Below are 24,543 nucleotides of genomic sequence, written 5' to 3' on the forward strand. Positions count from 1 at the left end.
TAACATCCCATGCTGCAAGTCAAACTCACCGCCATTGGCAATTCCGTTGGCCTTGTGCTGCCCAAAGAAGCATTGGCCAAACTGAAGGTAGGCAAGGGCGATAGCCTATACCTGGTGGAAAGCCCGGAAGGTTTCACCCTCACGCCTTATCAGCAGGATTTTGATGAGCAAATGCAGGCTGCGGAAAAAGTGCTAAAGAAATACCGCAATGCCTTCCGTGAACTGGCGAAATGAACGGGCCGATATGGGTGCTGGAAAGCATTGCCGTGGCAGTGCATCAAATGCTGCTCGCAGAACACGGTGGCAGCCCCGGCGTCCGTGATCATGCATTGCTGGATTCCGCCCTCGCCAGACCCCAGCAACGCTTTGCCTACCAACCGGATTCCACCTTGTTTGAACTTGCCGCTGCCTACAGCTACGGCATCGCCAGGAATCATCCCTTCATTGATGGCAACAAGCGGGTGGCGTTGGCAGTGGGGGCAGTGTTTCTGGAGCTCAATGGTTTTACGTTGGACGCCCCTGAACCGGAAGCTGTCATCACGTTCGAACAACTGGCGGCAGGCAATATTACGGAGATGGAACTTGCGGATTGGTTTGAAAAGTCTTCAGGAACGCAGCAACCTTCGCCCGCACCAGGGCGCAATGCGTAAAGATTGCCGCATGTTCGCCATGTTCCAGCACCAGCAGTTCAGCCCCAGGGATGCGTTGTTGCGCGGTTAGCGCATGCTCTTCGAAATTCACCAGGGGGTCATTCGTCCCATGCACGATGAGGGTCGGCACCTGGACGGCCTCCAAGGGATAAACCCCGGTCTGGGTATTGTGAAAGTCATTCTCGGAACCCTGTATCCTTTTGCCCATCTGCTCAAAGGTGCTCAGGATCAAAGCCTGGAACAGTGCGCCACATTCCTGGTTGGCCTTGAGCTGTTGCAGCAGGCTCAGGTCGGAAACAGAACGCTGCATGGACTTTTCCATATTCTTGAGCGTGGACTTGCGCAGCAAGGTCGGTAGGCCAGGCAACTGCGCCATGAATTTCAGCATCTGGAACCTGCCGGGAACCTTGTACGTGTTGGGGCAACTGACCGTCGAAACCAAGACCAAGCTCTGGCAGCGCTGCGGGTGACGCAACGCAAACTGGATTGCGGTAGGGCCACCGCCGGAAATGGCGATGACGATGGCGGCAGGGATAGCCAAGGCGTCCAGCAAGGCGGCCAGCAAATCCGCCTGCGCTTCCGGCGATGCGCCAGAGGCCAGCGGCGTCCCCAAATAACCAGGGCGCGAAATGGCAATCACCCGGAAATCCCCGGTCAGCACCGTTTTCGCCAGGATCAGGCTTTGGTCATAGCCACCCATGGCCCCATGTATGGACACCACCACGGGGCCTTGCCCATATTCGCTGTATTCGGCCAGCCCTTTGGCGGTTTCGAGCAGTTTCACAACGGGTTTTTTCTGTTCGTTTGCATCGGCGGTGGGCATGGCGCATTGCTCCAGTATCGGATGGTTGGCATTGGCTTGGCGGGAAGGCGAAAAGCCTTGGCGGTCAATTGTTTCCGCGTGGCGCCACCCGCTTGTCCGTAATGAAAATTTCCCCATCCAGCTCTTCCAGGCGCAGCGCCTGCAAGCGTTCCCCTTGGCACAGGGCGCTGAGGGATTCCCCAGTCTGGGGGTCGTAGACGATACCATGCATGGAGCAGCGCAGTCGATTGGCCTGTGCATCAAAGATGGCGTCCCGCTCGCAGGTCAGCGGACGGGGCATGTGCACACATTGGTTTAGGTACGCGAATGCCGCACCCTCATAGCGCAACACGATGGCCGAATGCGGCTCGCCCCGGTATGACAAATCAACCAGCCGAAACTGTTTTTCCTGCAAGTCTTCAGCAGCGCAGACCAGGACTTTCTGGCGCTTCGATGCGGTCACGCCGGACACTCGCCACCTATGCACATGGGGCCGGAACATGTATCCGCCGATACCTGCAAATGGTCATTGATCATCTCGCGCAGGCAGCGGTTACACTTGCCGCAGCACTTTTCCGGGTAGTCGAAGTGCTGGCGTAATGCCCGCACTGACAACATGCCTGCGTTTAATGCCTGTTTTACCTGGCGGTCATTGATTGCGTTGCACACACATACATACATCCGGCTTGCCTCCGTTGGGTTCCCCCAACATAGGAGCAATAAGCAGGCCAACGGAATAAATCCATATCTATTCGATAGATACGGAACAACAACCATTCTGCGCGAATGGCATTGTCAGCTTTGCCACAAGCCTTTCCCTACAGGGGCGGCTTACTTCAGCGGCAGCATCAACCGCATCGGCAACATGCCGGACGCAGCAAACCCCAGTCGCCGGTACAAAGCCTGCGCCGCTTGGTTGTTCGTATCCGTCAGCAGGGTGATGCGCAGGCAACCTTGCCCCCGCGCATGCCCAACCGCCGCCGCCAGCAATTGCTTGCCTACACCCTGCCTGCGCACTTGCGGTGCAATCACCATGTCCTCCAGCACGGCGACCTTGCCGCCCAAGGCGGTGGAAACCGTGTACAGCAGGTTGACCATGCCAACGGTTTCATCATCCTGCCGGGCAACGAGAATATGCCCCACCGCCGGATTGCCGACAATTGCCGCCAGCCCCCGCTGTTGCGCGTCCCGGTCAGGCTGAAATTCGGCTTCCTGCGTGAACAGCAAATCCAGTAGGCCGCACAGTTCTGGAATGTCAGCCTGGGTGGCAAAACCAATCGTCATCATGCTCGCCCCCGTTGCCCCATCATCACCAGCACACCCGCCGTGATAATCACGCACATGCCCAGCACCGCCAGCGGCGTCAGGGTTTCATCCCACAGCAACCAGCCCAGCAGCGCGGCGGACACCACCGATGAATAGGAAAACGGCCCCAATTGCCCGGCAGGCGCATGTCCATAGGCCGCCGTCAGCAGCAATTGCGCCAGGGTGGCGAATGCGCCCAGCAGGATCAGCCAGCCCAGTTCCGCGCCATGCAGCGGCTGCCAGTTCAGCACGGCGGGGACTAGCGACAGCAGGCTGGCGAACAGCGCGAAATAAAACACCACCCGCCGCGCCGGTTCCTCGCCGGAACGCATCCGCCGGATGCTGACCTTGGTGGAGCCGCCCAGCACTGCCCCCGCCAGCGCCGCCAGCACAGCCACATTGAACACACCTGCTTCCTGCGTCGGGTTCAGCACCAGCACCACCCCAGCGAAACCCAGCAGGATGGCGGCGATGGCATGCCACGACAGGCGTTCCTTTACCCAGAAAAACGCCACGATGGGCACGAAAAACGGCATGGTCTGTTTCAGCAGCGCCGCCTCCGCCAAGGGCAGGTGCGCCCAGGCGTAATACATGCAGCTCATGGCGACCACGCCGGTCAGCGCGCGCACGAAATGCAGGTGCAGGCAGGAGGTTTTCAGCGCCTGCACACCGCCGCTGCGCCACAGCCATGGCAGCATCAGCACCAGCCCGAACAGGTTGCGGAAAAACACGGTCTGCTCATTGGAGACCTCGCCATGCAGGTGTTTGATCACCATGCCGGAACAGACCAGAAAGAATTCCGAGGCCATGATCAGCGCCGCGCCCCGCGCCAGACCGCCCGCAGGCAGGCCTGCGCTGGCGGTTATGCTTATATTCATTAGTGCTACCTTTTCAGCAAGACATTGCAATTCATTATTCAGCCCTGATAATGCAGGTAACGGCGGAATGGTGCAAAGCACAATCACAAACAATCCGCCGGGCAGGAAAGGAAACCACCACAATCATTACCGGAGACATTTTTTCGTGCAAACATTTACCGAACAAGGCCAGCGCATTGTCAATGACCTGAGCCAGCGCTACGGCGTGTCCACCGACGCCATCACCCACATGCTCTACGCCGTCATGAACGGCAATGGCACCATGGCGCAATTCAACCACCCTGAATTCGGCGGCTCTGGCCAATGGATGCAGGGCGGCATGACCATGGTGGGCGACATGTTCAATTACAGCCTGAAAACGACCGTCAACAACCTGTGCAGCGAGCTTTCCAATATTCTGGCCAACCAGAATCCGCCGCTGTTCATGTCCACCGGCAGTTACCAATCCCAATACCAGGGCAGTGGCCAGCCGCAAGGCAATTACGGGCAAAGCAGCCTGTTTGTCAGCAACTCAAGCAGCTCCGGCAACTGGTGGCCGGGCGATTTGGGCATGGCGGCCTCCACCGGCGCACAGAACAGCACCCGTTACGCGTATTTCCCGGCAGCCCACCGGCTGGCAGTGGAGGTGAACGGGCACGTCACCGTCTATGACACGCTGGATCATCAGATTGGCGGCGTTTCCCAGCAACAGGGCGGCGGTTCCTCGCTGAGTTTCACCAGCCAGTACGGCCTCGTGTACCTGGAAAACCTGCCGGTTGTTTCCGTGGATGGTGCTGCGCCGCAAACACAAGCCCCGCCGCAAAACACGCAGCCCGCCTTCACCCCGGCGCCGCAACAATCACCGGCGGGCAATCAAAACGTGTCGGAAAGCGACATATTCTCCCTGATCGAAAAGCTGGCTGACCTGAAACAGAAAGGCGTACTCAGCGAAGAAGAATTCGCCACCAAAAAGGCTGAATTGCTGCAACGCCTTTAACTGGCAAAGGCGTGCTTAACGCTTAAAAACGGGCGACGGCTTCACCACCCTGCTCGATCCAGCCATGGATCATTTTCTTGGTGGTGAAGCCACTGGAGCAATTGCCATCCTTGTCGATGACAATCACGCCGCCTCGCCCTTTCACTTTGCGCACCAGATATTCAATACCTGCCTCTGTTGCTTCTTTCGCATCCATGCCTTTCATGTAGATGAAGTCGGCAATGGTTTTGGCAATGACGGAACGCATGAAATCTTCCCCAAAACCGGTGGCGGACACGGCGCAGGTTTCATTGTCGGCATAAACGCCAGCGCCAATGATGGGGGAATCGCCGACCCGACCCATCCGCTTGTTGACGATGCCGCCGGTGGAAGTCGCTGCTGCCAGGTTTCCCCCCCGGTCACGCGCAATCGCGCCGATGGTGCCATATTTCTGGTCTTCGCTGGCCGCTTCAGTATCGTCATGGTCCAGCATGATCTTGTGCTTGAGGCGGGCTTCCTCAAATTGCTGGATACGTTCGGGAGTAGAGAAATAATGTTCCGGTGCCCGTGGCATGCCGCAATGATCGGCAAAGCGCATGGCGCCTTCCGCAATCAACATGACATGCTCGCTTTCCGTCATCACCAGCCGCGCCAGTTGCACTGGGTTGGCAATATTGCTGACGCAAGCCACCGCACCGGCAGACAAGTCGCGGCCATCCATGATGGCCGCGTCCATTTCCACCTTGCCGCTTTCGTTCAGGACGGAACCACAACCGGCGTTGAACACGGGGTCGTCTTCCAGCAGGGAGGCGCAGGCTTCCACCGCCTGTAACGCCGACCCACCCAGTTCCAGCACATCGCGTCCATGCTCCAAAATTCGGCGGATGCTTTCCAGATAACGCACGGCGGTCTTGTCATCTTTGACATTATCCAGTGCGCCTGCACCACCATGGACCATCAGTGAGTAAGAGCCCTGCATAAAGACTACCCCAAAAAAGTGTTCACCCTATCAAAGTCGTTTGCCCAGTTCCAGCAGCAAACTTTGTTGGATTGCAGGCGTACCCGCCAGCAAGACAATTAGCTTGCCGACCAAAACCGTTCCCCAGTTCACCAGGATGACGCCGCTGCCGGTTTGCTGATCGAACTCAAGCCCGCTCAGGTCGATATCCGCCAATGTCCGGTATTGCGTTGTTACCGTCACAGCGCTCCACGCCGGTATCTTCAGCTTTTGCGCAATCAGGGTGGGGTAGCTGGCCCCGTTGAAACGCGGGTTACATTCTATTGCCGGAAAACGCAGCCCCTGATCCGTCTGGACAACCGCCACATCAAACGCAAAAATACCGTGCATACCATGCGCTTGCAGCCATGCCGCCATCGGCTCCACCACATCCCAGGGCGCATGCCTGGCAGGCACCCGGTTACCCTGATGGACGAAACCATCCAGTATCTGCTCACTGGCCGCCAGCCGCGCCAGACGGTTGCCGGACACCTGATATTGCAGGTTGAGGAAGGTCTCGGTGGTGACTTCCTCCTGCACCTGTACCGGCACATCCGGGTCAAACCTGCCAAGCGCTTCTGCAAATTCAGCCTCATCCGCACAACGGTAAATCCCCACGCCGGAAACCGAAACGGCGGCTTTCAGGTAACAGGGAAACACCGTCTCCTGAATGACTTGCGGGGTAATGGCTAGCACACTGTCAAAGCAACGGGTTTGCGGCACAGGCACACCCAGCTCTGCCGCCAGGGCCATGAAATTGTTTTTGGAATTGATGAATTCAACGGTTTCCATCCAGCGGGTATCGTCCCAATACCGGCATTCCTGCGGTCCGAAGTAAAAGACCGAAGGCAGGTAGCCGCTGTGGGAACCCAGATGTTTCAAATCCAGATCCCACAACACATTGTCACTGTGGCTCAAACCGATACGCTGATAGTGCCGGGAAATATCCTCCCACAAGCGCTCCAGTTCCGGGTGAATCTGGATAATATCCTCGGGTTCTGACATTCCCAGCGCCCGGCCGGAATACAGGTGATTACCCGTCACCCCTTCAGCCGTGCAATTCATAATGTCGTGATTGATCACATATTTGTTGGATGGCGTGTCACCATAATTGACAACTGCGGACATAACTTCCTCTCCTCATGTAAGCGCGCCAGGGATGTGGCGCAATAATCATGCCATGATTGTGAGTTGCAGGGATATTTCCATGAACGTTGGCGCCGTTGACAAGCCACCAGGTTTGGAACATTTCTTGCTTTTGTTCTGAAGCCTGAAGCTCCAATTTGTGAAAACACGGTATGAACCTATCCTTTGACAAACTTGATCACTACTACCAGCAGGTCACCCGCATTATCCTGTCACGCCAGCACCCGATCACTGGGTTGTTGCCCGCCAGTACGGCGGTCACCGCCCACGGCGATTACACCGATGCGTGGGTGCGTGACAACGTCTACAGCATCTTGGCGGTATGGGGCCTGAGCTTGGCCTACCGTCGGCTTGACGAAAGTGATGGCCGCACCGTGCTGCTGGAACAGAGCGTGGTCAAACTCATGCGCGGCCTATTGCTTGCGATGATGCGCCAATCCGCCAAGGTGGAACGCTTCAAGCAGACGCAGAACCCACTCGATGCCTTACATGCAAAGTATGACACAAGTACTGGGTACCCAGTGGTGGGTGATGATGAGTGGGGTCACCTGCAACTCGATGCAACTTCCTTGTTCCTGCTGATGCTGGCACAGATGATTGCTTCAGGTCTACGCATTATCTTCACCATCGATGAAGTCAATTTCGTGCAGAATCTGGTGCACTACATTGGCCGCGCCTACCGCACGCCGGATTATGGCATTTGGGAGCGCGGCAACAAGATCAACCATGGCATTGCTGAAATCAACAGCAGTTCGGTCGGCATGGCGAAAGCGGCGCTGGAGGCCATGAACGGCTTCAACCTGTTTGGCACAGGCGGCGGGCAGGCGTCGGTTGTGCATGTGGTGCCTGATGAGGTGGCGCGCGCCCGCATCACGCTCGAATCCAGTCTGCCGAGTGAATCCCTGTCGAAAGAAGTCGATGCTGCCACCCTGAGCGTGGTCGGCTACCCGGCTTTCGCAGTCGAAGACACTGCTTTGGTCGAAGAAACCATCCATGAAGTCGTAAGCAAGCTGGAAGGCCGTTACGGCTGCAAGCGCTTCCTGCGCGATGGCCACCAGACCGTGATCGAAGACCACAACCGGCTGCATTACGAACCCGAGGAAATGTTGCAGTTCGAGCACATCGAATGTGAATGGCCGCTGTTTTTCACCTACCTGCTGCTTTACCACCTGTTCCGGGGTGATGAGCAACAGGCCAGAAGCTACCGCGACAAACTGGAAGGGTTGCTGGTCGAGCGTGACGGCGACCTGTTGTTGCCGGAGTTGTACCGGGTGCCGCTTGGGCGCATTGAGGCGGAACGCAACAATCCCCGCAGCCAGGAGCGCGAACCCAACGAAAACGTGCCGCTGGTGTGGGCGCAGAGCCTGTATATCCTCGGCGCACTGATCCAGGATGGGTTGCTCGACGTGGCCGACATCGACCCGCTGGGCCGCCGCCTGCGGGTGGGGCGGCGGCGTGGGCGGCGCGTGCAGTTTGCGCTGCTGGCCGATTCGCCCAGCATCAAACAGCGCCTGGAGGAAAAGGGCATCAAGGCGGAGACGCGCAGCGAAGTTTCCCCTGTCGTCATCCATGAAGCCACCGCCTTGGCTGAAGCTTACTGCCAGCTTGGCCGTAACCCGCGCCTCGGCCTCAGCGGCCGACCTTTGCGCCATTTGCGTGGGCTGGCGACCAGCAGCGTCTATACCTTCGCGGGCAAGCGCATGCTGTTCCAGCCGCAGTTCATGAACCGGCACGATTTCTACCTGAGCCTCGACAATGTGATGCTGGTCGAACGCTTGAAGATGATCCTTGCGTATGTCAGTAAGCAATGGGATGCCCCCGGGAGGCCACTGGTCGTCCTGGTTGTCAGCGAACGCATGTTGACGGCGGAGGGCAGTGCTGCGCTGCTGAATTTCATGGACCAATGCCGCGAAGGCCAGGTTGACGGCACACCGGTGCAACTGGGCCGGGTTGCGAGCTTTTTGCCGACCGCTGGACGTGAACGCATCGATGCTTTGCACGGTTACCAGTTTCCGGATGGCAGCGGCGACGAGGGGATCCGCCCCTGTTTTGCGCTGATGCCGCTGACGGACAACGGAAGCCATACGGAATCCGCCGCCGCGCCTTCCCCTGAACCGCTGGGTGATGGTGACCTGATCGGGCTGGTGACGACGCGGGCGGACTTGCAGGTGCAGTTCGACGCTTTGCGGCAGCTGGCTTCCCGCCACGGCCTCGGTTTTGATACCGGCCTGCGCGACCTGGAGGGTCAACCCGCGCGGGTGGGCAACCTGCTTGAAGAGGTTTATGCGCGTGCCTGTGAGGCGCGCTGCTGGCGTTTGATCCGGTTGAGTGCGGCGGTGCTGGGCAAGCACGACATCAACCTGGAAGGCGCCGCCACCGAAATCGTGGCGCACCAGCGGGCGTTGAGCGTGTCGCGTTCGTACAGCCGTGATTCGACCTTCCGCCGCCCGATGGGGGCCGACGAACTGTTGCAGGCCATCCGCCAATTCAACCCCGACGATTTGCGCGCGCAAATCCTGACCCTGGAGCTGATCATTAACCTGGGGCAGTTGTTGCGCTCGCACCCTGAACTGTTGGCCAATATGACCATGATCCGCACCGGGCAACTGTTGCAGCTGATTGCAGTGCGCCTGGAGCGTGAAAAGCGCCTGTCGATCAATGACGCGATGGATGTGCTGATGGAAATGGCGCCGTATGAATTGGCCAGGACGGTGCGTGATGTGCTCGAACATTACCAGGACGCCAGGGACACCCTGTTGCAAATGGAGCTGATGAATGTGTCAGCGGATTCAGGCGGCATGGTCACAGTCAAGTTCGACGCCAGCCTGGACCCGGATCTTGCTGATGCCGCGAACTGGCACGAGTGGCGCTCCATCCAGGGCAGCATCGGGCGTTACCGGGAAAGCTTCTTTGAGGGTGTCTGGGACATCGTCAACCAAAGCCAGGGCTTGGTGATCGGGGATCAGTGGAACCCCAAATTGCGCCTCGACCACAAGTTGTGTGCCGACATGACACGCGGCGAAAAGCTTTTCAAGGATCGCGTCGAACATATCCTCAACAAGACGCCAGCGCCGGACAGCCGCCAACTGTACACCGAAGCCTTGCAGGTGCTGATGGTGGTGATGCGGAAAAACCCTGGGCTGCGGATTGACGATACGCTGTTCATCGATGTCATTATCGGCCATGCTGTGCGTCTGGCTTGGGAGCAAGGCAACCCAGGGCAGAGCGCAGATTACGACCAATACCGGGGCAGTGCCTGGAGCGAGTTTTACCTGTACCCGCCCTCCAGGGTCGCCAACCATGTGGTCGCTGCGCTGGCGTATCTACTGAACAATGGCACAAGGGAAACACCATGACATATCTATTGGCAGGCGATGTGGGCGGCACCAAAACCGTTTTAGGCCTGTACCTTGCGGATGACGGCAAGTCAGGCAGTGCGCCGCTGCAAGCTGTCCATAAGGCGGTCTACCCCAGCTCAGGTTATGCGCTGTTCAGCGATTTGGTCAGCGGGTTTCTGGCTGAGGTGCCGCTGCACCGCCCCGCCGCCGCCTGTTTCGGCATCGCCGGGCCGATCCAGGATCAGCGTTGTGACGCCACCAACCTGCCATGGGTGATTGATGCGCACACACTGGCCACCAGCTTTGGCTTCAGTGACGTATGCCTGCTGAATGACCTGGAGGCGGCGGCTTACGGCATGCTGCATTTGGCGGCTGACGAATTCGTTGAACTTAATCCGCATGCCGTATCCCAGGCCGGGCATGCAGCCGTGATCGCCGCCGGGACTGGGCTGGGTGAAGCCATCCTGGCGTGGGATGGCCAGCGCCATATCGTCATGCCGACCGAAGGCGGTCATAGTGATTTTGGCCCCAATTCCAGTCAGGAAGATGCGCTGTTGCTGTTCCTGCGCAAACGTTTCGGGGGGCATGTCAGTGGCGAGCGCATCCTGGCCGGTAATGGTTTTGGCAACCTGTACGATTTTCTGCGCGCGTCCAGCCATGCTGCGCCGAACCCGGAGGTCGAGGCTGAAATGCTGCACGAAGACCGTAACGCCGTGATCAGCCGCCATGGCCTTGCAGGCTCCGACCCGTTATGCGCCGAAACCATGCGTTTGTTTGTGCGCATCTACGGCAGTGAGGCGGGCAATCTTGCCTTGAAATGCTTGCCTCGGGGCGGCATTTACATCGGCGGCGGCATTGGCCCCAAGATTCGGGCAGCGCTGGAAACCGGCGTGTTCATGCAGGGTTTCCTCGACAAGGGGCGCATGGCGCGCGCCATCGAGCACATCCCGGTGCGCCTGTCGTTGAACCCTGAAGCCCCATTGTTGGGCGCTGCGCACATGGCGATGTCCCGTTTCCGCCGCTGACAGTCAGGCCAATTCCAGAACCACGATGCAGCGCCCCTCCACCCTGAGCTGGGGCGAACTGATGGCGGGTTGCGCGCCGGGTTCATGGATTCCTGGCGTGCTGGCGGTGTCGATGGCGAGGTGCCACTGTTTGCCGGGGAAGGGCGGCAAAGCGAAGGTTTGCGCTTCCTCAGACATGTTCAGCACGGCATGCAGCAACGGTTCGTCGGGTGCCAAGCCTGCCAGCGTGAAAGCGAGATGGCGGGCGTTCGGGTCGTTCCAAGGCACGGTATTGAGTTTGGTCCCATGCCAGCTAATGTCGGGCAGGTCATGGCTGGGGTTAATCCGGCCTGTGAGGAAACGTGCCCGGCTCAGGCTCGGATGGCGGCGGCGCAACCGTACCATGCCCTGGACAAACGCGAGCATGTCAGCGTTGCGTTCCAGCAGGCTCCAGTCCTGCCAGGAAAGGGTGTTGTCCTGGCAATAGGTGTTGTTGTTGCCCTGTTTGGTGGCGAGCACCTCATCACTGCCGTGCAGCATCGGCACACCCTGACTAAGCATCAGGATGGCGATGAAATTTTTGGCCTGACGGCGGCGCACCCGGTCGATACGCGGGTCAGCGGTCGGCCCCTCCACGCCGTAGTTGGCGCTCAGGTTATGGTTGTGGCCGTCGCGGTTGTCCTCGCCATTGGCTTCATTATGTTTGCCTTCGAAACTGACCAGATCCCACAGGGTGTAACCGTCGTGGCAGGTGACGAAATTGATCGAGTTCCACGGCAGGCGCCCACGGGACTGGTACAGGTCGCTGGAGCCGCACAGGCGGGTGGCGACCTCCGCAATCAGGCCACCATCGCCCCGCACAAACGCCCGGATCACGTCCCGGTAGCGGCCATTCCATTCCGCCCAGCGAAAGCCGGGGAAATCCCCCAACTGGTAAAGGCCGACGGCGTCCCAGGCTTCGGCGATGATATGGGTGCGGCTCAAGAATGGCGACAGCTCGATGTGCCACAGCATCGGCGCATGGCGTTGCGGGTTGCCATCCTCGCCGCGTGCCATGGCGCTGGCAAGGTCGAAGCGGAAGCCATCCACATGCATCTCTTCCACCCAGTAGCGCAGGGCGTCCACCAGGAAGCGGTTCACCACCGGATGGTTGCAGTTCACCGTATTGCCGCAGCCGGTGTAATCCCGGTAACGGCTGCGGTCGAAGAAATCGAGGTGGTAGAACATCTCGTTGCCGAAGGCCTTAAAGCTGATGGTGGGGCCAAAGGGGCTGCCCTCGGATGTGTGGTTGAAGACAACATCCAGGATCACGCCGATACCCGCCCGGTGCAACGCCTTGACCATATCGCGGAATTCGTCGCGGGCGCGCGCCGGGCTCACCGCAAAGTGTGGGTGGGGCGCATAGAAACTGTGGGTGCTGTAGCCCCAATAGTTGCTGAGGCCAAAGGATGACGTTTTGGGCGGCAAATCCTGGCGGTCGAAAGCCATCACCGGCATCAGCTCCACATGGGTGATGCCCAGCGCCTGCAAATGGGGAATTTTTTCAATGACCCCGGCAAAGGTGCCAGGATGCGCCACGCCGGATGACGGGTGCCGGGTGAAGCCGCCGACATGCATTTCGTAGATGACCGATTCGTTCAACGGGATATACAGCGGGGTGTCGCCTTCCCAGTCGTAGCTGTCGTCCTGCACCAACGCCCGCATTGCCTGGGCAATGTTGTTGCCGGGCAGGGAAGCCGCCTGACGGCTCCACAGCCGGTCGCTGATGGTGGTGGCCCACGGATCCAGCAGCGCCTTTTCGCCGTCGAAGCGGCAGCCCGTTGCACGGGTGTCGCTCGGGCCGTGGGCGCGCCAGTTGTAATAGACCCCCATTGGCAGGCCAAGCACCAGCACATGCCAGAAGAAAAAGGTGCGGTGGGTGTCAGGGTCCAGCCCAATGACCTGAAACGGCTCCAGGCTGTCATCAGCCTCGAACAGCAGCAATTCCAGGCGCTCCGCGTGCTGGGAAAAGACGCAGAAATTCACACCATTTTCGGTGATGGTGGCACCGCCCTGGTTCCAAGTCCCAGGGGCGGCGGAGTAATTAGGATGCGCCATTGTATGCTCCGGCTACAGGCTATAGAGGTGGGGTCGTGTTTCAGGAGTCGATTGTATAAGCATCTAGCCGGTGCGGGCAGTGAAATCTCAGCCCAGCAGCACGTTTGTCATGCTGTTGCCGGTTTCCAGGGCGCGCTCGAACACCTTGTCACGCGCCCGGTGCGCCATTTGCGCCGCCACCAAATCGGCCTGGCTGGCGGCAGGCGCATGGATCAGCCGCACCGGGATATCCGATTCGGCTTCGACCACGCCGAGACGCTCTGCGCCAAGGTTGGCGAACACGGCACGGCGCTCCACAGTGCCTTCCCGCCAGCGCCAATCAATGCGCGCCAGCCCCGGCGGTACATCAGCCACCCGCGTCAGGGTGACGGGCACCCGGCGGTTGGCAATGCTGAATTGCCACACGGTCTGTTTGCCTGCAACCACTTTGCCGCCCTCGACCCGCCAGCCCAACAGCGAGGCCAGCCACCCCACCAGCAGGGCTGACATGGCCACGGTGTGCGGTCCATGCTCAATTTGCAGGTTGCTGACGGCAGACAGGGCATTGGGCTGCACTGTCGGGTCAAGCATCTGGCTAAGTAGGTTGCGCCAATGCTTCAGGCGTCGCCAGGCCAAGTTATAGACCACATAGTCAGCGCCTTGCGCCTTTACCCAGCGTGACATCGCCTGCATCCCCTTGGTCGGCGATTTCCAGCCGAAGCTGTCGTAGATGATCTGGTCAGCCATGGCGGTGAGCGGGTTGAAGGTTTCGCTGAGGGAAGGGGCTGGCTCCAGTGACGCCCACCATAGGGTGGTTGGCAGGTCGCCGACCAGATGGGCGCGTGCCACTGGGGCAAGGCGCTTGCGCGCGCTGGCATCAGCGATGACGCGGATCAGCTCGGCGCTGACCTGCAAGCCGCTGGACAGCTTGCTGTACAGCCCGGAGACAAACACATCCAGCCCCGGTTCGCCGGTATGGCCCAGGCCGGTCAGCAGGATCACGCGGCACGGGTGCGCCGAGACGATGCGTGGCAGGGCTTCATTGACTTTCAGGGTCTGCTCGTCGTCGTCGCAATAAATGATCAGATTGGACATGCAGGCGCGGGTGACCACTTGGTTTTCACCCAGTTCCTGGTTCAATCCGGCCCAGATGGTGTCCAGTTCACGCGGTATGTGGCGGATACGGACGTTTTTTTCCTCGACCCGGAGGAGGCGATGGCGCGGTTTTTCGTTCATAGCAGCCGCCATTTGAAACCATCATTTTCGATCATGCGCTCCGCCTCGACCGGCCCCCAGGAGCCAGCCGTGTATTCAGGCAGCCAGCGCACCCCACTGCTGTTCCAGGCGTCCAGGATGTCTTCAATGAACACCCAGGAGCGCTCCACCGCATCGCGCCGCATGAACAGGGTCGCGTCACCGGCCATCACATCCAGCATCAGGCGCTCGTAGGCTTCGGGCGACTGGTCGCCGAAGGTGGAGCCGTAACGGAAGTCCATTTTCACCGGGAAGATGCGCACCTTCGGCCCTGGCAGTTTGGTGGATATGCCCAGTGACAGCCCCTCGTTGGGCTGGATGCTCAACGCCAGCACGTTCTGTGCAATCGGATGGCTGGGGTCGGCATTGAACAACACCGGCGGGACGCCCCGGAAATGCACCGCAATCTCGCTGGCACGCTTGGTCATGCGCTTGCCGGTGCGGATGTAGAAAGGCACCCCGGCCCAGCGCCAGTTGTCGATGAACACCTTCAGCGCGACGAAGGTTTCGGTGGTGGAATCCGGCCCGACGCCTTCCTCGCGGCGGTAGCCGGGCACATCAAAGCCTTCGTGGTAACCCGGCCCGTATTGCGCGCGCACCACATGCTGGTTGACGATGTCCGGGGTGATGGGGCGCAGGCAGTTCAGCACATCCTGGCGATGGTCGCGGATGACGTCGGCGCGCATCGCCCAAGGCGGTTCCATGGCGATCAGGGTCAGCAATTGCAGGATGTGGTTTTGCACCATGTCGCGCAGCGCCCCGGCATGGTCGTAATAACCGGCGCGTGTGCCGACACCTTCCGCTTCAGCCACAGTGATCTGCACATGTTCGATGTATTTGTGGTTCCACAGCGGCTCGAAGATCGAGTTGCCGAAGCGCATCACCAAAATGTTCTGCACCGTCTCTTTGCCGAGGTAATGGTCGATGCGGTAAATCTGGCTCTCGTCGAGGTTGCGCCCCAGCACATCATTCACCTGACGGGCGCTTTGCAGGTCGTGGCCGATCGGCTTCTCCACAATCACGCGTGAGAAATGCTGGGCATCATCAACCGGATAAACCAGCCCGGCGTCATTGAGGTTCTGCACGCAGGTTTCGATCAGGGCAGGCGGGATGGCCAAGTAAAACACCCGGTTGCCTGGGATGCCGAAGGTCTGGTCGATTTCTTCCAAGCGCTGCTTGAGCCGCTGGTAGGTCTGTGGGTCAGTGAAGGAGCCGGACTCATAGTGCAGCATGCGCTCAAAGTCGGGCCAGTATTGCTCATCCAGGGGTTGGCGCGAGAAACGCTCAATGCCTTCGCGGGCGAACTGCCGATAGCCCTGGTCATCCATTTCCTGCAACGCCACGCCCAGCAGGGCGAAGCTGGCGGGCAGCGCGCCATCCAGGGACTGGTTATAAACCGCTGGCAACAGCTTGCGCTTGGAAAGGTCGCCCCCGCCCCCGAAGATCACTAAGGTGCAAGGCTGGGCCAATTGGTCTTCTTGTAGGCCAGCCAGCAGGGGGTTGGAAACAGGTGGTTGGGTCATGGTCTGCTCTCCTGCATGGTGGGCCGCCAAGCCATCGCCTCGATTACGGGCGACAAACCGCGCACTGAGCCAGTGCGGTTTTTATGCCCGATGCACGCCAGACAAGCGTTGTGTGAGGGAAGGCTGCGCCGCACCTGGGCGCGTTGGGTAAAATCTTCGGCAGTCTGATGAAACAAGGCCATAGTGCCTCCTCAGTCGTTGTCGCCGGTGGGTTTAGGCGGGCGCAGAACTGGTCTCCCCCGCTATGGGGAGAAAGAAGCAAATTCCATGCCTTATAGCGCCTCGCGCAGCAACAAGGCCAAGTGCTGCGCACGGGTATCGCCATGCGCCCGCATCTGATGGCGGCAGGAGAAACCGTTTGCCACCACCCGCGCCTGCGGATTTGCCCGCAACGCTGGCAACAGCGCCTGTTCCGCCATTGTGCCAGCCATTGCGGAATGCTCCGCTTCGATGCCGAATGTGCCCGCCATGCCACAACAGCCTGCTTCGATCATTTCAAACTGATGCCCAGGAATCAGCTTCAGCACCCGGCGCATGGCTTTCATCGCCCCAACTGCCTTCTGGTGGCAATGGCCGTGGATCAGGGTTTCACCGGCAGGCAGGGCTTGCAAGGGCAGGTTCAGGCGTTTGGCGGTGCTTTCACGCGCCAGGAACTCTTCCAGCAGCAACACGTTTTTTGCCACAACGGCAACCGTTTCCCCCAACCCCAGAGCCTGTGCATCATCGCGTAAGCCGAGCACGCAGGAGGCTTCCAGGCCAATGACGGCGCGCCCGGCCTGCACATGCGGCAGCAGGCTGTCGGCCAACCGGGAAACTTCGGTGCGCGCCTGTTCCACCATCCCCTGGGCAAGGTAGGTGCGCCCGCAGCATAAAGGCCGCTCCGCATCCGCCACGCCTTCAGCCGGTGCGGCGATATGGATGCGGTAACCCGCCGCCTGCAACACCTCGATTGCGGCAGTGGGGATTTCCGGCTCGAAATGGCGGCTGAAGGTGTCGACCCACAGCACGATTTCCGGCGCATTGCTTGCCACAGCTTCAGGCGGCGCAGGCGCTTGGAACGGGGTGGCGGCAGGTTCCGGCAAGGCAACTTCCGCGCCCAAACCGAGGAAACGTTGCCCCAAACCCGCCAGCAACGGGCTACGGTTACGCCAGGCGACCAGCTTGCCCAGCCACGGCTGCTGATGCAGCCAGCGCGGGGTATGCGCAAACAAGCGGCTGCGCAGGCTCAGGCCATCACGGGCAATACGCTGGGCGAGGTATTCCGCCTTGATCAGCGGCATATCGACATTGGCTTCACATTCGCGCTTGCAGCCCTTGCAGCCGACGCACAAATCCATCGCTTCGGCCAAGGTGGGGTCAGCCAGTGCGGTTTCCGCCAGTTCGCTGTTGAGCGCGGTTTTCAGCAGCCGCACCCGCCCGCCGGTGGAAAAATGCGTATTGCCGCTGACCCGGTAACTCGGGCACATCACCTGTTTGCCTTCGGCCTCGCACTGGCGGCTATTGATGCAAACCGCCACGGCTTTGGCGAAATTGCCGCCGGTTTTGGGGATGTCGGCGTAGGCGTCGCCCATTCCGGCGTCCTTGTATGCAGACCAGTCGAGGAAGGTTTTCATCTCATCATCCTTATCCGTAACGTTCCAGCCCCAGCCCGTCCAGCGCAATCGGCGGATGCAGGCCGGAAATCATGTCCGCCAGCACCCGCCCGCTGCCTGCCGCCATCGTCCAACCCAAGGTGCCGTGGCCGGTATTGAGGAACAGGTTCATGTAGGGCGTCTTGCCAAGAATGGGCGGGCCGTCCGGCGTCATCGGGCGCAGGCCAGCCCAGGCGGTCGCCCTTTCCACATCGCCGCCATCCGGGAACAAATCGGTCAGGACGTGCTTCAGTGTGGCGATGCGGCTGGGGGTAAGCCGCAGGTCGAAACCGCCCAGTTCCGCTGTCCCGCCCAAGCGGATACGGTTGCCCAGCCGCGTGATGGCGACCTTGTGGGTTTCGTCCATCACGGTGGATTCGGGGGCTTGCCCCGGATGTGTCACCGGCACAGTCAGGGAATAGCCTTTCACCGGATACACCGGCAGGTGAATCTGCAAGGGTTTGAGCAGGTGCGGCGAGTAACTGCCCAGCGCGACCACGCAGGCGTCCGCTTGCAGGATGCCCTTGCTGGTGATGACGCCTTCCCAACGGTTGCCGCTGGTCAAAAACTGCTGGATTGACACCCCGTAATGGAAGGCCACGCCCAGCTTTTCCGCCATGTCAGCCAACGCTTCGGTGAACTTGAAGCAGTCGCCGGTTTCATCATCCGGCAGGTGCAGGCCGCCGACGAATTTTTCTTGCACCTGCGCCAGCCCCGGTTCGCGCCGGATGACGCCAACCCGGTCCAGCACGGTGAACGGGACACCTTGCTCCTTAAGCACCTCCGCGTCATAGGCGCTGTGTTCCAACTGCTTTTGGGTGCGGAACAATTGCAGGGTGCCCTGGCTGCGTTCGTCGTAGCGGATGCCAGTTTCCGCGCGCAATTCCCGCAGGCAATCGCGGCTGTATTCCGCCAGCCGCACCATCCGCGCCTTGTTGGTCTGGTAGTTTTCGGCGGTGCATTGGTGCCAGAAGGCTTGCAGCCATGGCCACATCCGCCAGTCGGCCCACGGACGCAACGCCAGCGGGCTGTGTTTCATCAGCATCCATTTGAGGGCTTTGGCGGGAATGCCGGGAGCCGCCCATGGCGCGGCGTATCCGGGCGAAATTTCCCCGGCGTTGGCATGGCTGGTTTCCATGGCCACACTTGTGTTGCGTTCAACCAGATGGACTTCATGCCCTGCCTTGGCCAGATAATAAGCCGTACACACACCGATAACGCCGCCACCCAAAACCAGTACCTTCATAGAATCCCCCTACATGCGTTTGTCCCTCGTCTGTTGGGCGTCCCACAGTTGCTTGAAACGTGAATCCAGCGCCGACAATTCGGCGTCCACGTTTTCCAGCTCGCGGAAACCCTGCCGGGGTGGTATGGAACCTTCCCCCATGGCCTGTTTGAGTTGTTCCCGGCGGGCGAACACGGTAGCGATCCGCGCCCGCAGGTCGGCCATTTCCTCAGTGTCAGCCATGGTGGAAGCGCTCCGTGGGTAAATGTGCATAAGGGGGCAGGGTTTCCAGACGGGTGTCCACCTGCGGGCTGCCGACCGTGAAGTGGTACAGGCTCTGGAATTGTGTGCCGTGCAGGCCCAACACCTGATGCACATCGTCATCGAAGAAGCAGCCGATGCCGGTGCCGCGCATGCCGATGGCTTCCGCCTGCAAATATAACACTTGCCCCAGCAGCCCGGCTTCCCAGTAGAGCTGGCGGTAAACGTGCGCGCCATCCGCCAGCCCGGCGTCGAATTCCGCCAGCATGCCGAGGCTGAAAGCGCTGGTGGAGGCGATGTCCTGATGGCAGGAAAGTGTGCGGGCGGCTTTGCGGGCATCGGCTTCCAGCAATTGGTATAGCGGCAAGTCGTCCGGGCAATCCGGCGGTGGTCGCCAGCGGAAATCGGGGTTCATGGCGGCTTGTAGCAGGGCGGTGGCGTCCGGGCGGCGGGGCAGGGCATACAGGCCGGGCGGCAAGCCTTCCACCCGGTGGACGAAGAAGACGGGATGCAGGCGCACCGGCAGGCTCCCCCATACATCCCACGGCATACCAGCTTCCGGCAGCAGCGCCTGGAGCATGTGGAAAAAAGTATCCGCCGACAGGGTGCTCTGCTTGCCGCTGAACGCCTGGGCGCTGCGGCGCTGGCGGATCAGGGGAATCAGCTCCGGTTGCGGCGCGGCGGCGGATGGGGGCAGGGTTAGCCCAGGCTCCTTGCGCGTTTCACAGACGGCGGCGGCGGTCACTGCATCGATGACCGGCCATTGCAGGGAAGGATGGCCGCCCAATTGGTTGGCGCGTCCATACCAAGTGTTGGCAGTTGGCAGGGCAGGGCGCTCGGCGTCTCCCGCATGGATGCGCAGCAGCATGTCCGGGTGTTCCGCTTCTGCCCCTGCGAAATCCTCCGCCCGGTTCAAACCCAGCAGGGTGGCAATTTCTGCATCCGTCACTGCCAACAACTCCACCTGCAAACCCAGCGCGGCGGCGGCGTAGCGGATGGCTCCGAGCGCATGTCCGGCGTCCAGTTGCACATAACGGAAGGCGCGTTCGCCGTATTTCCAGGCTTCGCGCCAGGCAACACTGCTCAGGCCTAACAGGCATTGCGGGTGGGAATCCGGATTCGGCGTGATTTTGCCGCGCAGTTCCAGCGCATGTTCGTGCGGCGCGTAGTGATAGACGCCATCGCCCAGGCCTTCGATGCCGGTCGCAACGATGTAGCCTTCGGTAGGGTGCAGGTTGCCGCTGGAAGGGTTGCAGCGCAGTGACCAACGATCAGGGCCGAACTGTTTCCAGGCCGAAAGGCCAAGGGAAAGTTCCAGCAGGGCGGCGATGGCGGTTATTCCCCCCTTCCTCACTCCCTGCCCCCCTTGCGGGGGAAGGGGCGGGGATGGGGGGGAATAAAACGGCAGCTCCACCACGTCCGCGCCAGCAAACCGCCGGAACGGGTTCGGCTGCTGATCCCAATCCAGGTACTGCGGCCCCTTGGCGTAGGCTTGCAGGCTGTGTTTGGTGCGTTCGTGGTAGTCGCGTACCGTTATGTCCATAAGTTTAAAGCGTCAGCTGTATCAGGTCATTGGTGGGCGCTTTGGCCGTTTCCTCTGTTGTAGCCGGAATTTTCAACGCAGGCAATTTACCTTGCTCCACCAATTTGGCCAGCATGGCGTTCAGCTCACCGCTGTTGTACAGCTCTTCCACGATGTCGCTGCCACCGACCAGTTCGCCGCCGATGTACACCTGCGGGAACGTCGGGAACTGGGAAAAGCGTGGCAAGTATTCGTAAATGAAGGGCGCTTTCAGCACATTGACGTAGGCAAACTCAGCACCGGCTTTTTTCAGGTAGCCGACAGCCTTGCCGGAAAAACCGCACTCAGGCGCTTCAGGTGTGCCTTTCATGTAAATGATCACAGGGTTTTCATCCACCTGTTTCTGGATGGTTTCCAGGGTTTTGGAACTCATGACTGACCCTCCTATACCGCGCCCCAGGCTTCACGTTTGGAACCGGTGCCGGAAGCCAGTGCAGCTTCCAGGGAAACGGTTGTGTACTTGGGTTTGAAGTCTTTCAGCGCTTCGTAAGCAGTCACCACTTTGTCTTCCGTGGACTGCCCTTTGAGGTCGGATTTTTCCAGGTAGCACAGATCCAGCAACTCGTTCCACACCATGCCGGAATGGATCGGGATCAGGGTGTAAGGGCGGCCATCCACATCCGCCACCATGCCGTCCTTGATATTGTCGACGTAGAACACTGGCTTGCAATCGTCCGCCAAATCCGGCGTGAAACGGGCCACGAATTCGCCCAGTTCGACCACATCGGCGAAGTTGCCGACCACCATCAGCAGTTTGTCTTCGGTCGCCAGCATGACCGCTTCCTTGATCATGGCGATGGGCGGGTTGCGTTTGCCTGCCGCTTCATTCATTTCGCCTTCTTTCACAACCATGTCGCCACGGAAAGCGTAAGCGCCGCTTGAGGTTTTGGCGTTGACGGTGGTGAGCCAGATCAGGTCTTGGGCTTTGTAGGTATCCAGCAGCATGGGGGCAATCTCCTGTTGTATGACAAATGCCAGGGTTGGAGCAGGAAATGTGCCATCCGGAAATTTCCCTTTTTCAATAATGGGTTATGGTTTTCCGGCAAGCGCTGTGAATGGCGGGTTCAAGACGTTTTGTCGTGTTTGCCACATTCAGGTGGGGAGGGGGAATGCCAGCATTGTGGTGGAAACCGGCTGACCGGCTTGAAAAGTTCGTTCGTGCAGGCTGACCCGGCCTGCTGCGTCCAGCAGGATGACGGTGGAGCAGCGGGTGCCGTAATGTTCGCCGCTGATAAAAATGGGGGAAAGCCAGCGTTCCTTGTCCAGGCCAATGCCGGTGTCCGGCAGCTCGGCGTCAGCCGCTGGAGTTTTGTCCGCCAGCAGGGCGAACAGGTCTTCCACCAGCAGTTCCGCCGGGTCATGCACCAGTCGGGTGAAGTGCTGTTTGCCACGTTGCACTTTCGGCCAAGGCGTATCCAGAAAGGCGTTGCTGAGGGCGTGGACGCCGGGTTGCAGGCGTGTGGCGGCTTGCCCATTGCGGTTGGAAAAGTAGTACAACTGGTCAGGCAGCTTGCCGGTAATCAAATTGAAACCGGCGTAACGCTGTTGTCCGTCCGCCAGTGTTTGCAGGCTGGTTTCCACCTCTGTCGTCGCCGTCACCATGTCGCGCACCAGCAGGCCACGGGAACGTTCCGCCGTTTGCGGCGAGCCGGAACGGTGGTTGGTGACCAGCGCCAGCCGCGCATCCTGCTGGTTCAACACCAGCCAGGAACCGGCGGATTCGACATCGCGCCCGCCGACCACGCCGGGGAAATCCTCCCAGGCGTGCAGCGGCAACGCTGCCCGGTGAAAAAACTCATCGCGGTTGGCGGCCAGGATGAAGGGGTAATCCGGGCGTTGCTGGAGGGCGAGCAGGGCAAAACACATGGCGGCGTACCTAACAGTGGGATCAACTGCCCAGCATACCCTTGTCGACGATGAAACCGATAATGTCCTGCAAGCCGGTTTTTTCCTTGAGGTTGCTGAACACAAACGGTTTGTCGCCGCGCATCCGTTTGGTGTCGCTTGCCATCACCTCCAGCGACGCGCCCACATACGGTGCCAGATCGATCTTGTTGATCACCAGCAGGTCGGAACGGGTGATGCCGGGGCCGCCCTTGCGTGGGATTTTTTCGCCTTCCGCCACATCGATCACATAAATGGTCAGGTCGGCCAATTCCGGGCTGAAGGTGGCGGACAGGTTGTCGCCGCCGCTTTCGATGAAGACCGCATCCAGGGTGGGGAACTTTGCCTGCAAATCTTCCACTGCCGCCAGATTCATGGAGGCGTCTTCGCGGATGGCGGTATGCGGGCAGCCGCCGGTTTCCACGCCGACAATGCGCTCTGGCGGCAGGGCTTCGCTGCGGGTCAGGAACTGGGCGTCTTCCTGGGTGTAAATGTCATTGGTGACCACGGCGATGTCGTAGTCGTTGCGCATCGCCTTGCACAGCGCATCCAGCAGGGCGGTTTTGCCGGAGCCGACCGGGCCGCCGACGCCAATTCTCAAGGGGGTGGACATGATTTTCTCCTTTGTCAAATGTTCCCCCCTTCCCCAGCCCTTCCCCCACTAGGGGGGAAGGAGCCAAACGACAATATGAACCAAAGCGTCTTTACTGGTTTTCTTACTCCCTTCCCCCCTTGCGGGGGAAGGGTTGGGGATGGGGGGTAAAACTACGATCTAAACAAGCGCGTGTATTGGGTTTCGTGGCGGCTGCTGGCGATCGCCAACGCAGGGGAAGAGGCACCGATGTCCTCATCACCAACCGCCAGCCCGGCTTGCACCACGGCGGGCAGCAACGGCGTCATGCTGTGCAGGATTTTCTGCCCCTGTGTCTGGCCGAGCGGGATGATTTTCACTGCTGCCAGCACCAGGTTTTCCAGCCAGCTCCACACATAGCCGTAAGCCGCCTGTTGCAGTGGAATCCGCCAGTGCACTGCGGCGAAGGCGAAAGCGGCGGCTTGGTTCTGCGCCAGTTGCGGTTTCCACGTTGCCGCCTGCGGGATCTCCAGCGCGATCAGCAGGTCGGTCAGCGCCCGCCCCCGGTTTTTTTCTTCCTGCAACAGCTCGCCGGTTTCGCGGCTGGCGTTGAGGTAGCTGATCCAGTATTGCAGCAGGTCACGATCTTGCTGCTCCACTGCGGCATACAGGCGTTGCAGGATGGGCAAATCCAGATGGGCCATGCCGGTGTGCAGCAGGTTTTCCAGCCAGTTTTCCAAATCGTCCGCCGTTTTGATCCAGCCGCACTCCACCGCCCATTCGATCCCCTGCGAATAGGTGAAGGAACCGATGGGCAAGGTTGGGCTGACCAGATGCAGCAGCCGCAGCAAAGCAAGATCAGTAGTCATGGGAATGGCCGTGTCCGTGAGCGTGCGAGTGTTCGTGGCTGTGCGAATGCCCGCCCGCATAAGCCCCTGTTTCCGGCTCGAACGGCGCTTGTTCCACCACCACATGCAAGCCCATGCCGTGCAGCATTTCGTCCAGCACATGGTCGTGCTGGTAGCGGATCAGGCCCGGCGCAATCTGCAAGGGCACATGGCGGTTGCCCAGGTGGTAGCAGGCGCGCGCCAGCAACAGCGGGTCGTCGCAATGCAGGGTGGAAACGGTTTCGGCGGCGGCTTGCACCCGGATCAGTTCGCCGCTTGCGCCTTGCAAGACATCACCGTGTTGCAGGTTGGAACCGCGTGGCAGGAACAAGCCTGCATCGCTGCCATCGTCGAGGGTGACGCGCTGGCGGCTGATGATGCGGCGCTCATGTGGCAGGGTCAGCGACAGGTACGGCTGGCGGGGCAGCACGCTGCTTTTGTCGAGGATACGTTCGATTTTGAGCATTATTCAACCTAATAGAAGAAACCATCGTTGTACACGTAGCGAGGCAGTTTTCATGCCAACACATACCGCCCTGCTGCTTAACAGTGCCAAGGCTGGGAGTTTGGCACT

Annotated in this window: 26 protein-coding genes; 5 read left to right on the forward strand and 21 right to left on the reverse strand. The window is 60.0% G+C overall.

Going from position 1 to position 24,543, the window contains the following annotated elements; translation table 11 throughout:
* The first annotated feature begins 9 nt into the window (after positions 1 to 9).
* The gene (locus VSS37_RS19470) at positions 10 to 234 is read left to right on the forward strand and encodes an AbrB/MazE/SpoVT family DNA-binding domain-containing protein (RefSeq protein WP_324697916.1); all 225 of its coding nucleotides are present in this window, start codon (positions 10 to 12) and stop codon (positions 232 to 234) included.
* Positions 231 to 650 carry a type II toxin-antitoxin system death-on-curing family toxin gene (locus tag VSS37_RS19475; protein ID WP_324697917.1) on the forward strand — a complete coding sequence of 140 codons (420 nt, stop codon included), beginning with the start codon at positions 231 to 233 and terminating at the stop codon, positions 648 to 650. The genes VSS37_RS19470 and VSS37_RS19475 overlap by 4 nt, the downstream gene beginning before the upstream one ends.
* Here VSS37_RS19475 and VSS37_RS19480 read toward each other — a convergent pair.
* The 5 genes from VSS37_RS19480 to VSS37_RS19500 form a co-directional block, all read right to left on the reverse strand.
* Positions 568 to 1,590, reverse strand: a complete 1,023-nt coding sequence (locus VSS37_RS19480) for an alpha/beta fold hydrolase (RefSeq protein WP_324697919.1) — start codon at positions 1,588 to 1,590, stop codon at positions 568 to 570. The two genes, VSS37_RS19475 and VSS37_RS19480, sit on opposite strands and share 83 nt — an antisense overlap.
* Positions 1,538 to 1,915, reverse strand: a complete 378-nt coding sequence (locus tag VSS37_RS19485; RefSeq protein WP_324697920.1) for a Rieske (2Fe-2S) protein — start codon at positions 1,913 to 1,915, stop codon at positions 1,538 to 1,540. The genes VSS37_RS19480 and VSS37_RS19485 overlap by 53 nt, the downstream gene beginning before the upstream one ends.
* Positions 1,912 to 2,121, reverse strand: a complete 210-nt coding sequence (locus VSS37_RS19490; RefSeq protein WP_324697921.1) for a (2Fe-2S)-binding protein — start codon at positions 2,119 to 2,121, stop codon at positions 1,912 to 1,914. Before VSS37_RS19490 ends, VSS37_RS19485 begins: the two co-directional genes overlap by 4 nt.
* Positions 2,122 to 2,283: 162 nt before the next feature.
* Positions 2,284 to 2,739 carry a GNAT family N-acetyltransferase gene (locus tag VSS37_RS19495; RefSeq protein WP_324697923.1) on the reverse strand — a complete coding sequence of 152 codons (456 nt, stop codon included), beginning with the start codon at positions 2,737 to 2,739 and terminating at the stop codon, positions 2,284 to 2,286.
* On the reverse strand, positions 2,736 to 3,635 hold the full coding sequence (locus VSS37_RS19500; protein ID WP_324697925.1) for a DMT family transporter: 900 nt from the start codon (positions 3,633 to 3,635) through the stop codon (positions 2,736 to 2,738). Before VSS37_RS19500 ends, VSS37_RS19495 begins: the two co-directional genes overlap by 4 nt.
* Positions 3,636 to 3,780: 145 nt before the next feature.
* On the opposite strand from VSS37_RS19500, the gene VSS37_RS19505 reads away from it, so the two are divergent.
* On the forward strand, positions 3,781 to 4,611 hold the full coding sequence (locus VSS37_RS19505; protein WP_324697927.1) for an SHOCT domain-containing protein: 831 nt from the start codon (positions 3,781 to 3,783) through the stop codon (positions 4,609 to 4,611).
* Between the two features lie 22 nt (positions 4,612 to 4,633).
* Here VSS37_RS19505 and VSS37_RS19510 read toward each other — a convergent pair whose 3' ends face one another.
* Entirely contained in the window at positions 4,634 to 5,569 is a 936-nt protein-coding gene (locus VSS37_RS19510) for an isoaspartyl peptidase/L-asparaginase family protein (protein ID WP_324697929.1), read from the reverse strand.
* 30 nt (positions 5,570 to 5,599) lie between these two features.
* Positions 5,600 to 6,715, reverse strand: a complete 1,116-nt coding sequence (locus VSS37_RS19515) for a hypothetical protein (protein WP_324697930.1) — start codon at positions 6,713 to 6,715, stop codon at positions 5,600 to 5,602.
* A gap of 170 nt (positions 6,716 to 6,885) precedes the next feature.
* Between VSS37_RS19515 and VSS37_RS19520 the strand changes: the two genes are divergently transcribed.
* Both VSS37_RS19520 and glk read left to right on the forward strand, forming a co-directional pair.
* Entirely contained in the window at positions 6,886 to 10,089 is a 3,204-nt protein-coding gene (locus VSS37_RS19520; RefSeq protein ID WP_324697932.1) for a phosphorylase b kinase regulatory subunit alpha/beta, read from the forward strand.
* On the forward strand, positions 10,086 to 11,096 hold the full coding sequence (gene glk / locus VSS37_RS19525) for a glucokinase (protein WP_324697933.1): 1,011 nt from the start codon (positions 10,086 to 10,088) through the stop codon (positions 11,094 to 11,096). Before VSS37_RS19520 ends, glk begins: the two co-directional genes overlap by 4 nt.
* 3 nt (positions 11,097 to 11,099) lie before the next feature.
* Here glk and glgX read toward each other — a convergent pair whose 3' ends face one another.
* From glgX to ureE, 14 genes are all read right to left on the reverse strand, one after another.
* Positions 11,100 to 13,172, reverse strand: coding sequence for a glycogen debranching protein GlgX (glgX, locus tag VSS37_RS19530; RefSeq protein WP_324697934.1), 2,073 nt, complete (start codon positions 13,170 to 13,172; stop codon positions 11,100 to 11,102).
* A gap of 87 nt (positions 13,173 to 13,259) precedes the next feature.
* The gene (locus VSS37_RS19535) at positions 13,260 to 14,387 is read right to left on the reverse strand and encodes a glucose-6-phosphate dehydrogenase assembly protein OpcA (RefSeq protein WP_324697936.1); all 1,128 of its coding nucleotides are present in this window, start codon (positions 14,385 to 14,387) and stop codon (positions 13,260 to 13,262) included.
* Positions 14,384 to 15,928 (reverse strand): glucose-6-phosphate dehydrogenase, encoded by a 1,545-nt coding sequence (gene zwf / locus VSS37_RS19540; RefSeq protein WP_324697938.1) that lies wholly within the window; start codon positions 15,926 to 15,928, stop codon positions 14,384 to 14,386. The genes VSS37_RS19535 and zwf overlap by 4 nt, the downstream gene beginning before the upstream one ends.
* Positions 15,925 to 16,110 (reverse strand): hypothetical protein, encoded by a 186-nt coding sequence (locus VSS37_RS19545; RefSeq protein ID WP_324697940.1) that lies wholly within the window; start codon positions 16,108 to 16,110, stop codon positions 15,925 to 15,927. Before VSS37_RS19545 ends, zwf begins: the two co-directional genes overlap by 4 nt.
* 90 nt (positions 16,111 to 16,200) lie before the next feature.
* Positions 16,201 to 17,541: a (Fe-S)-binding protein gene (locus VSS37_RS19550; RefSeq protein ID WP_324697942.1), complete on the reverse strand. Its 1,341-nt coding sequence runs from the start codon at positions 17,539 to 17,541 to the stop codon at positions 16,201 to 16,203.
* Between the two features lie 10 nt (positions 17,542 to 17,551).
* Positions 17,552 to 18,805, reverse strand: a complete 1,254-nt coding sequence (locus tag VSS37_RS19555; protein ID WP_324697943.1) for a D-amino acid dehydrogenase — start codon at positions 18,803 to 18,805, stop codon at positions 17,552 to 17,554.
* A gap of 9 nt (positions 18,806 to 18,814) precedes the next feature.
* Entirely contained in the window at positions 18,815 to 19,027 is a 213-nt protein-coding gene (locus tag VSS37_RS19560) for a hypothetical protein (protein ID WP_324697944.1), read from the reverse strand.
* On the reverse strand, positions 19,020 to 20,588 hold the full coding sequence (locus tag VSS37_RS19565; RefSeq protein ID WP_324697945.1) for a SagB/ThcOx family dehydrogenase: 1,569 nt from the start codon (positions 20,586 to 20,588) through the stop codon (positions 19,020 to 19,022). Before VSS37_RS19565 ends, VSS37_RS19560 begins: the two co-directional genes overlap by 8 nt.
* Before the next feature lie 4 nt (positions 20,589 to 20,592).
* A complete protein-coding gene (gene grxD, locus VSS37_RS19570) occupies positions 20,593 to 21,000 on the reverse strand; it encodes a Grx4 family monothiol glutaredoxin (RefSeq protein ID WP_375339157.1) in 408 nt (135 codons plus the stop codon).
* 11 nt (positions 21,001 to 21,011) lie between these two features.
* On the reverse strand, positions 21,012 to 21,572 hold the full coding sequence (locus tag VSS37_RS19575; protein ID WP_324697947.1) for a hypothetical protein: 561 nt from the start codon (positions 21,570 to 21,572) through the stop codon (positions 21,012 to 21,014).
* 147 nt (positions 21,573 to 21,719) lie between these two features.
* The gene (locus VSS37_RS19580) at positions 21,720 to 22,493 is read right to left on the reverse strand and encodes an NRDE family protein (protein ID WP_324697948.1); all 774 of its coding nucleotides are present in this window, start codon (positions 22,491 to 22,493) and stop codon (positions 21,720 to 21,722) included.
* 22 nt (positions 22,494 to 22,515) lie between these two features.
* Entirely contained in the window at positions 22,516 to 23,124 is a 609-nt protein-coding gene (gene ureG, locus VSS37_RS19585) for an urease accessory protein UreG (RefSeq protein ID WP_324697949.1), read from the reverse strand.
* Positions 23,125 to 23,276: 152 nt separating this feature from the next.
* Positions 23,277 to 23,951, reverse strand: coding sequence for an urease accessory protein UreF (locus VSS37_RS19590; protein WP_324697951.1), 675 nt, complete (start codon positions 23,949 to 23,951; stop codon positions 23,277 to 23,279).
* Positions 23,941 to 24,435, reverse strand: coding sequence for an urease accessory protein UreE (gene ureE / locus VSS37_RS19595; RefSeq protein ID WP_324697953.1), 495 nt, complete (start codon positions 24,433 to 24,435; stop codon positions 23,941 to 23,943). Before ureE ends, VSS37_RS19590 begins: the two co-directional genes overlap by 11 nt.
* Between the last annotated feature and the right edge of the window lie 108 nt (positions 24,436 to 24,543).

The sequence above is a fragment of the Candidatus Thiothrix phosphatis genome (assembly GCF_035668035.1).
Taxonomy (GTDB): Bacteria; Pseudomonadota; Gammaproteobacteria; order Thiotrichales; family Thiotrichaceae; genus Thiothrix; species Thiothrix phosphatis.

Excerpts from the sequence above, each read along its gene's own strand:
- VSS37_RS19470 (WP_324697916.1), top strand. The coding sequence starts at position 10 with ATGCTGCAAGTCAAACTCACCGCCATTGGCAATTCCGTTGGCCTTGTG.
- VSS37_RS19475 (WP_324697917.1), top strand. The coding sequence starts at position 231 with ATGAACGGGCCGATATGGGTGCTGGAAAGCATTGCCGTGGCAGTGCAT.
- VSS37_RS19480 (WP_324697919.1), bottom strand. The coding sequence starts at position 1,590 with ATGGGGAAATTTTCATTACGGACAAGCGGGTGGCGCCACGCGGAAACA.
- VSS37_RS19495 (WP_324697923.1), bottom strand. The coding sequence starts at position 2,739 with ATGATGACGATTGGTTTTGCCACCCAGGCTGACATTCCAGAACTGTGC.
- VSS37_RS19500 (WP_324697925.1), bottom strand. The coding sequence starts at position 3,635 with ATGAATATAAGCATAACCGCCAGCGCAGGCCTGCCTGCGGGCGGTCTG.
- VSS37_RS19510 (WP_324697929.1), bottom strand. The coding sequence starts at position 5,569 with ATGCAGGGCTCTTACTCACTGATGGTCCATGGTGGTGCAGGCGCACTG.
- VSS37_RS19515 (WP_324697930.1), bottom strand. The coding sequence starts at position 6,715 with ATGTCCGCAGTTGTCAATTATGGTGACACGCCATCCAACAAATATGTG.
- VSS37_RS19520 (WP_324697932.1), top strand. The coding sequence starts at position 6,886 with ATGAACCTATCCTTTGACAAACTTGATCACTACTACCAGCAGGTCACC.
- glk (WP_324697933.1), top strand. The coding sequence starts at position 10,086 with ATGACATATCTATTGGCAGGCGATGTGGGCGGCACCAAAACCGTTTTA.
- glgX (WP_324697934.1), bottom strand. The coding sequence starts at position 13,172 with ATGGCGCATCCTAATTACTCCGCCGCCCCTGGGACTTGGAACCAGGGC.
- VSS37_RS19535 (WP_324697936.1), bottom strand. The coding sequence starts at position 14,387 with ATGAACGAAAAACCGCGCCATCGCCTCCTCCGGGTCGAGGAAAAAAAC.
- zwf (WP_324697938.1), bottom strand. The coding sequence starts at position 15,928 with ATGACCCAACCACCTGTTTCCAACCCCCTGCTGGCTGGCCTACAAGAA.
- VSS37_RS19545 (WP_324697940.1), bottom strand. The coding sequence starts at position 16,110 with ATGGCCTTGTTTCATCAGACTGCCGAAGATTTTACCCAACGCGCCCAG.
- VSS37_RS19550 (WP_324697942.1), bottom strand. The coding sequence starts at position 17,541 with ATGAAAACCTTCCTCGACTGGTCTGCATACAAGGACGCCGGAATGGGC.
- VSS37_RS19555 (WP_324697943.1), bottom strand. The coding sequence starts at position 18,805 with ATGAAGGTACTGGTTTTGGGTGGCGGCGTTATCGGTGTGTGTACGGCT.
- VSS37_RS19560 (WP_324697944.1), bottom strand. The coding sequence starts at position 19,027 with ATGGCTGACACTGAGGAAATGGCCGACCTGCGGGCGCGGATCGCTACC.
- VSS37_RS19565 (WP_324697945.1), bottom strand. The coding sequence starts at position 20,588 with ATGGACATAACGGTACGCGACTACCACGAACGCACCAAACACAGCCTG.
- grxD (WP_375339157.1), bottom strand. The coding sequence starts at position 21,000 with ATGAGTTCCAAAACCCTGGAAACCATCCAGAAACAGGTGGATGAAAAC.
- VSS37_RS19575 (WP_324697947.1), bottom strand. The coding sequence starts at position 21,572 with ATGCTGCTGGATACCTACAAAGCCCAAGACCTGATCTGGCTCACCACC.
- VSS37_RS19580 (WP_324697948.1), bottom strand. The coding sequence starts at position 22,493 with ATGTGTTTTGCCCTGCTCGCCCTCCAGCAACGCCCGGATTACCCCTTC.
- ureG (WP_324697949.1), bottom strand. The coding sequence starts at position 23,124 with ATGTCCACCCCCTTGAGAATTGGCGTCGGCGGCCCGGTCGGCTCCGGC.
- VSS37_RS19590 (WP_324697951.1), bottom strand. The coding sequence starts at position 23,951 with ATGACTACTGATCTTGCTTTGCTGCGGCTGCTGCATCTGGTCAGCCCA.
- ureE (WP_324697953.1), bottom strand. The coding sequence starts at position 24,435 with ATGCTCAAAATCGAACGTATCCTCGACAAAAGCAGCGTGCTGCCCCGC.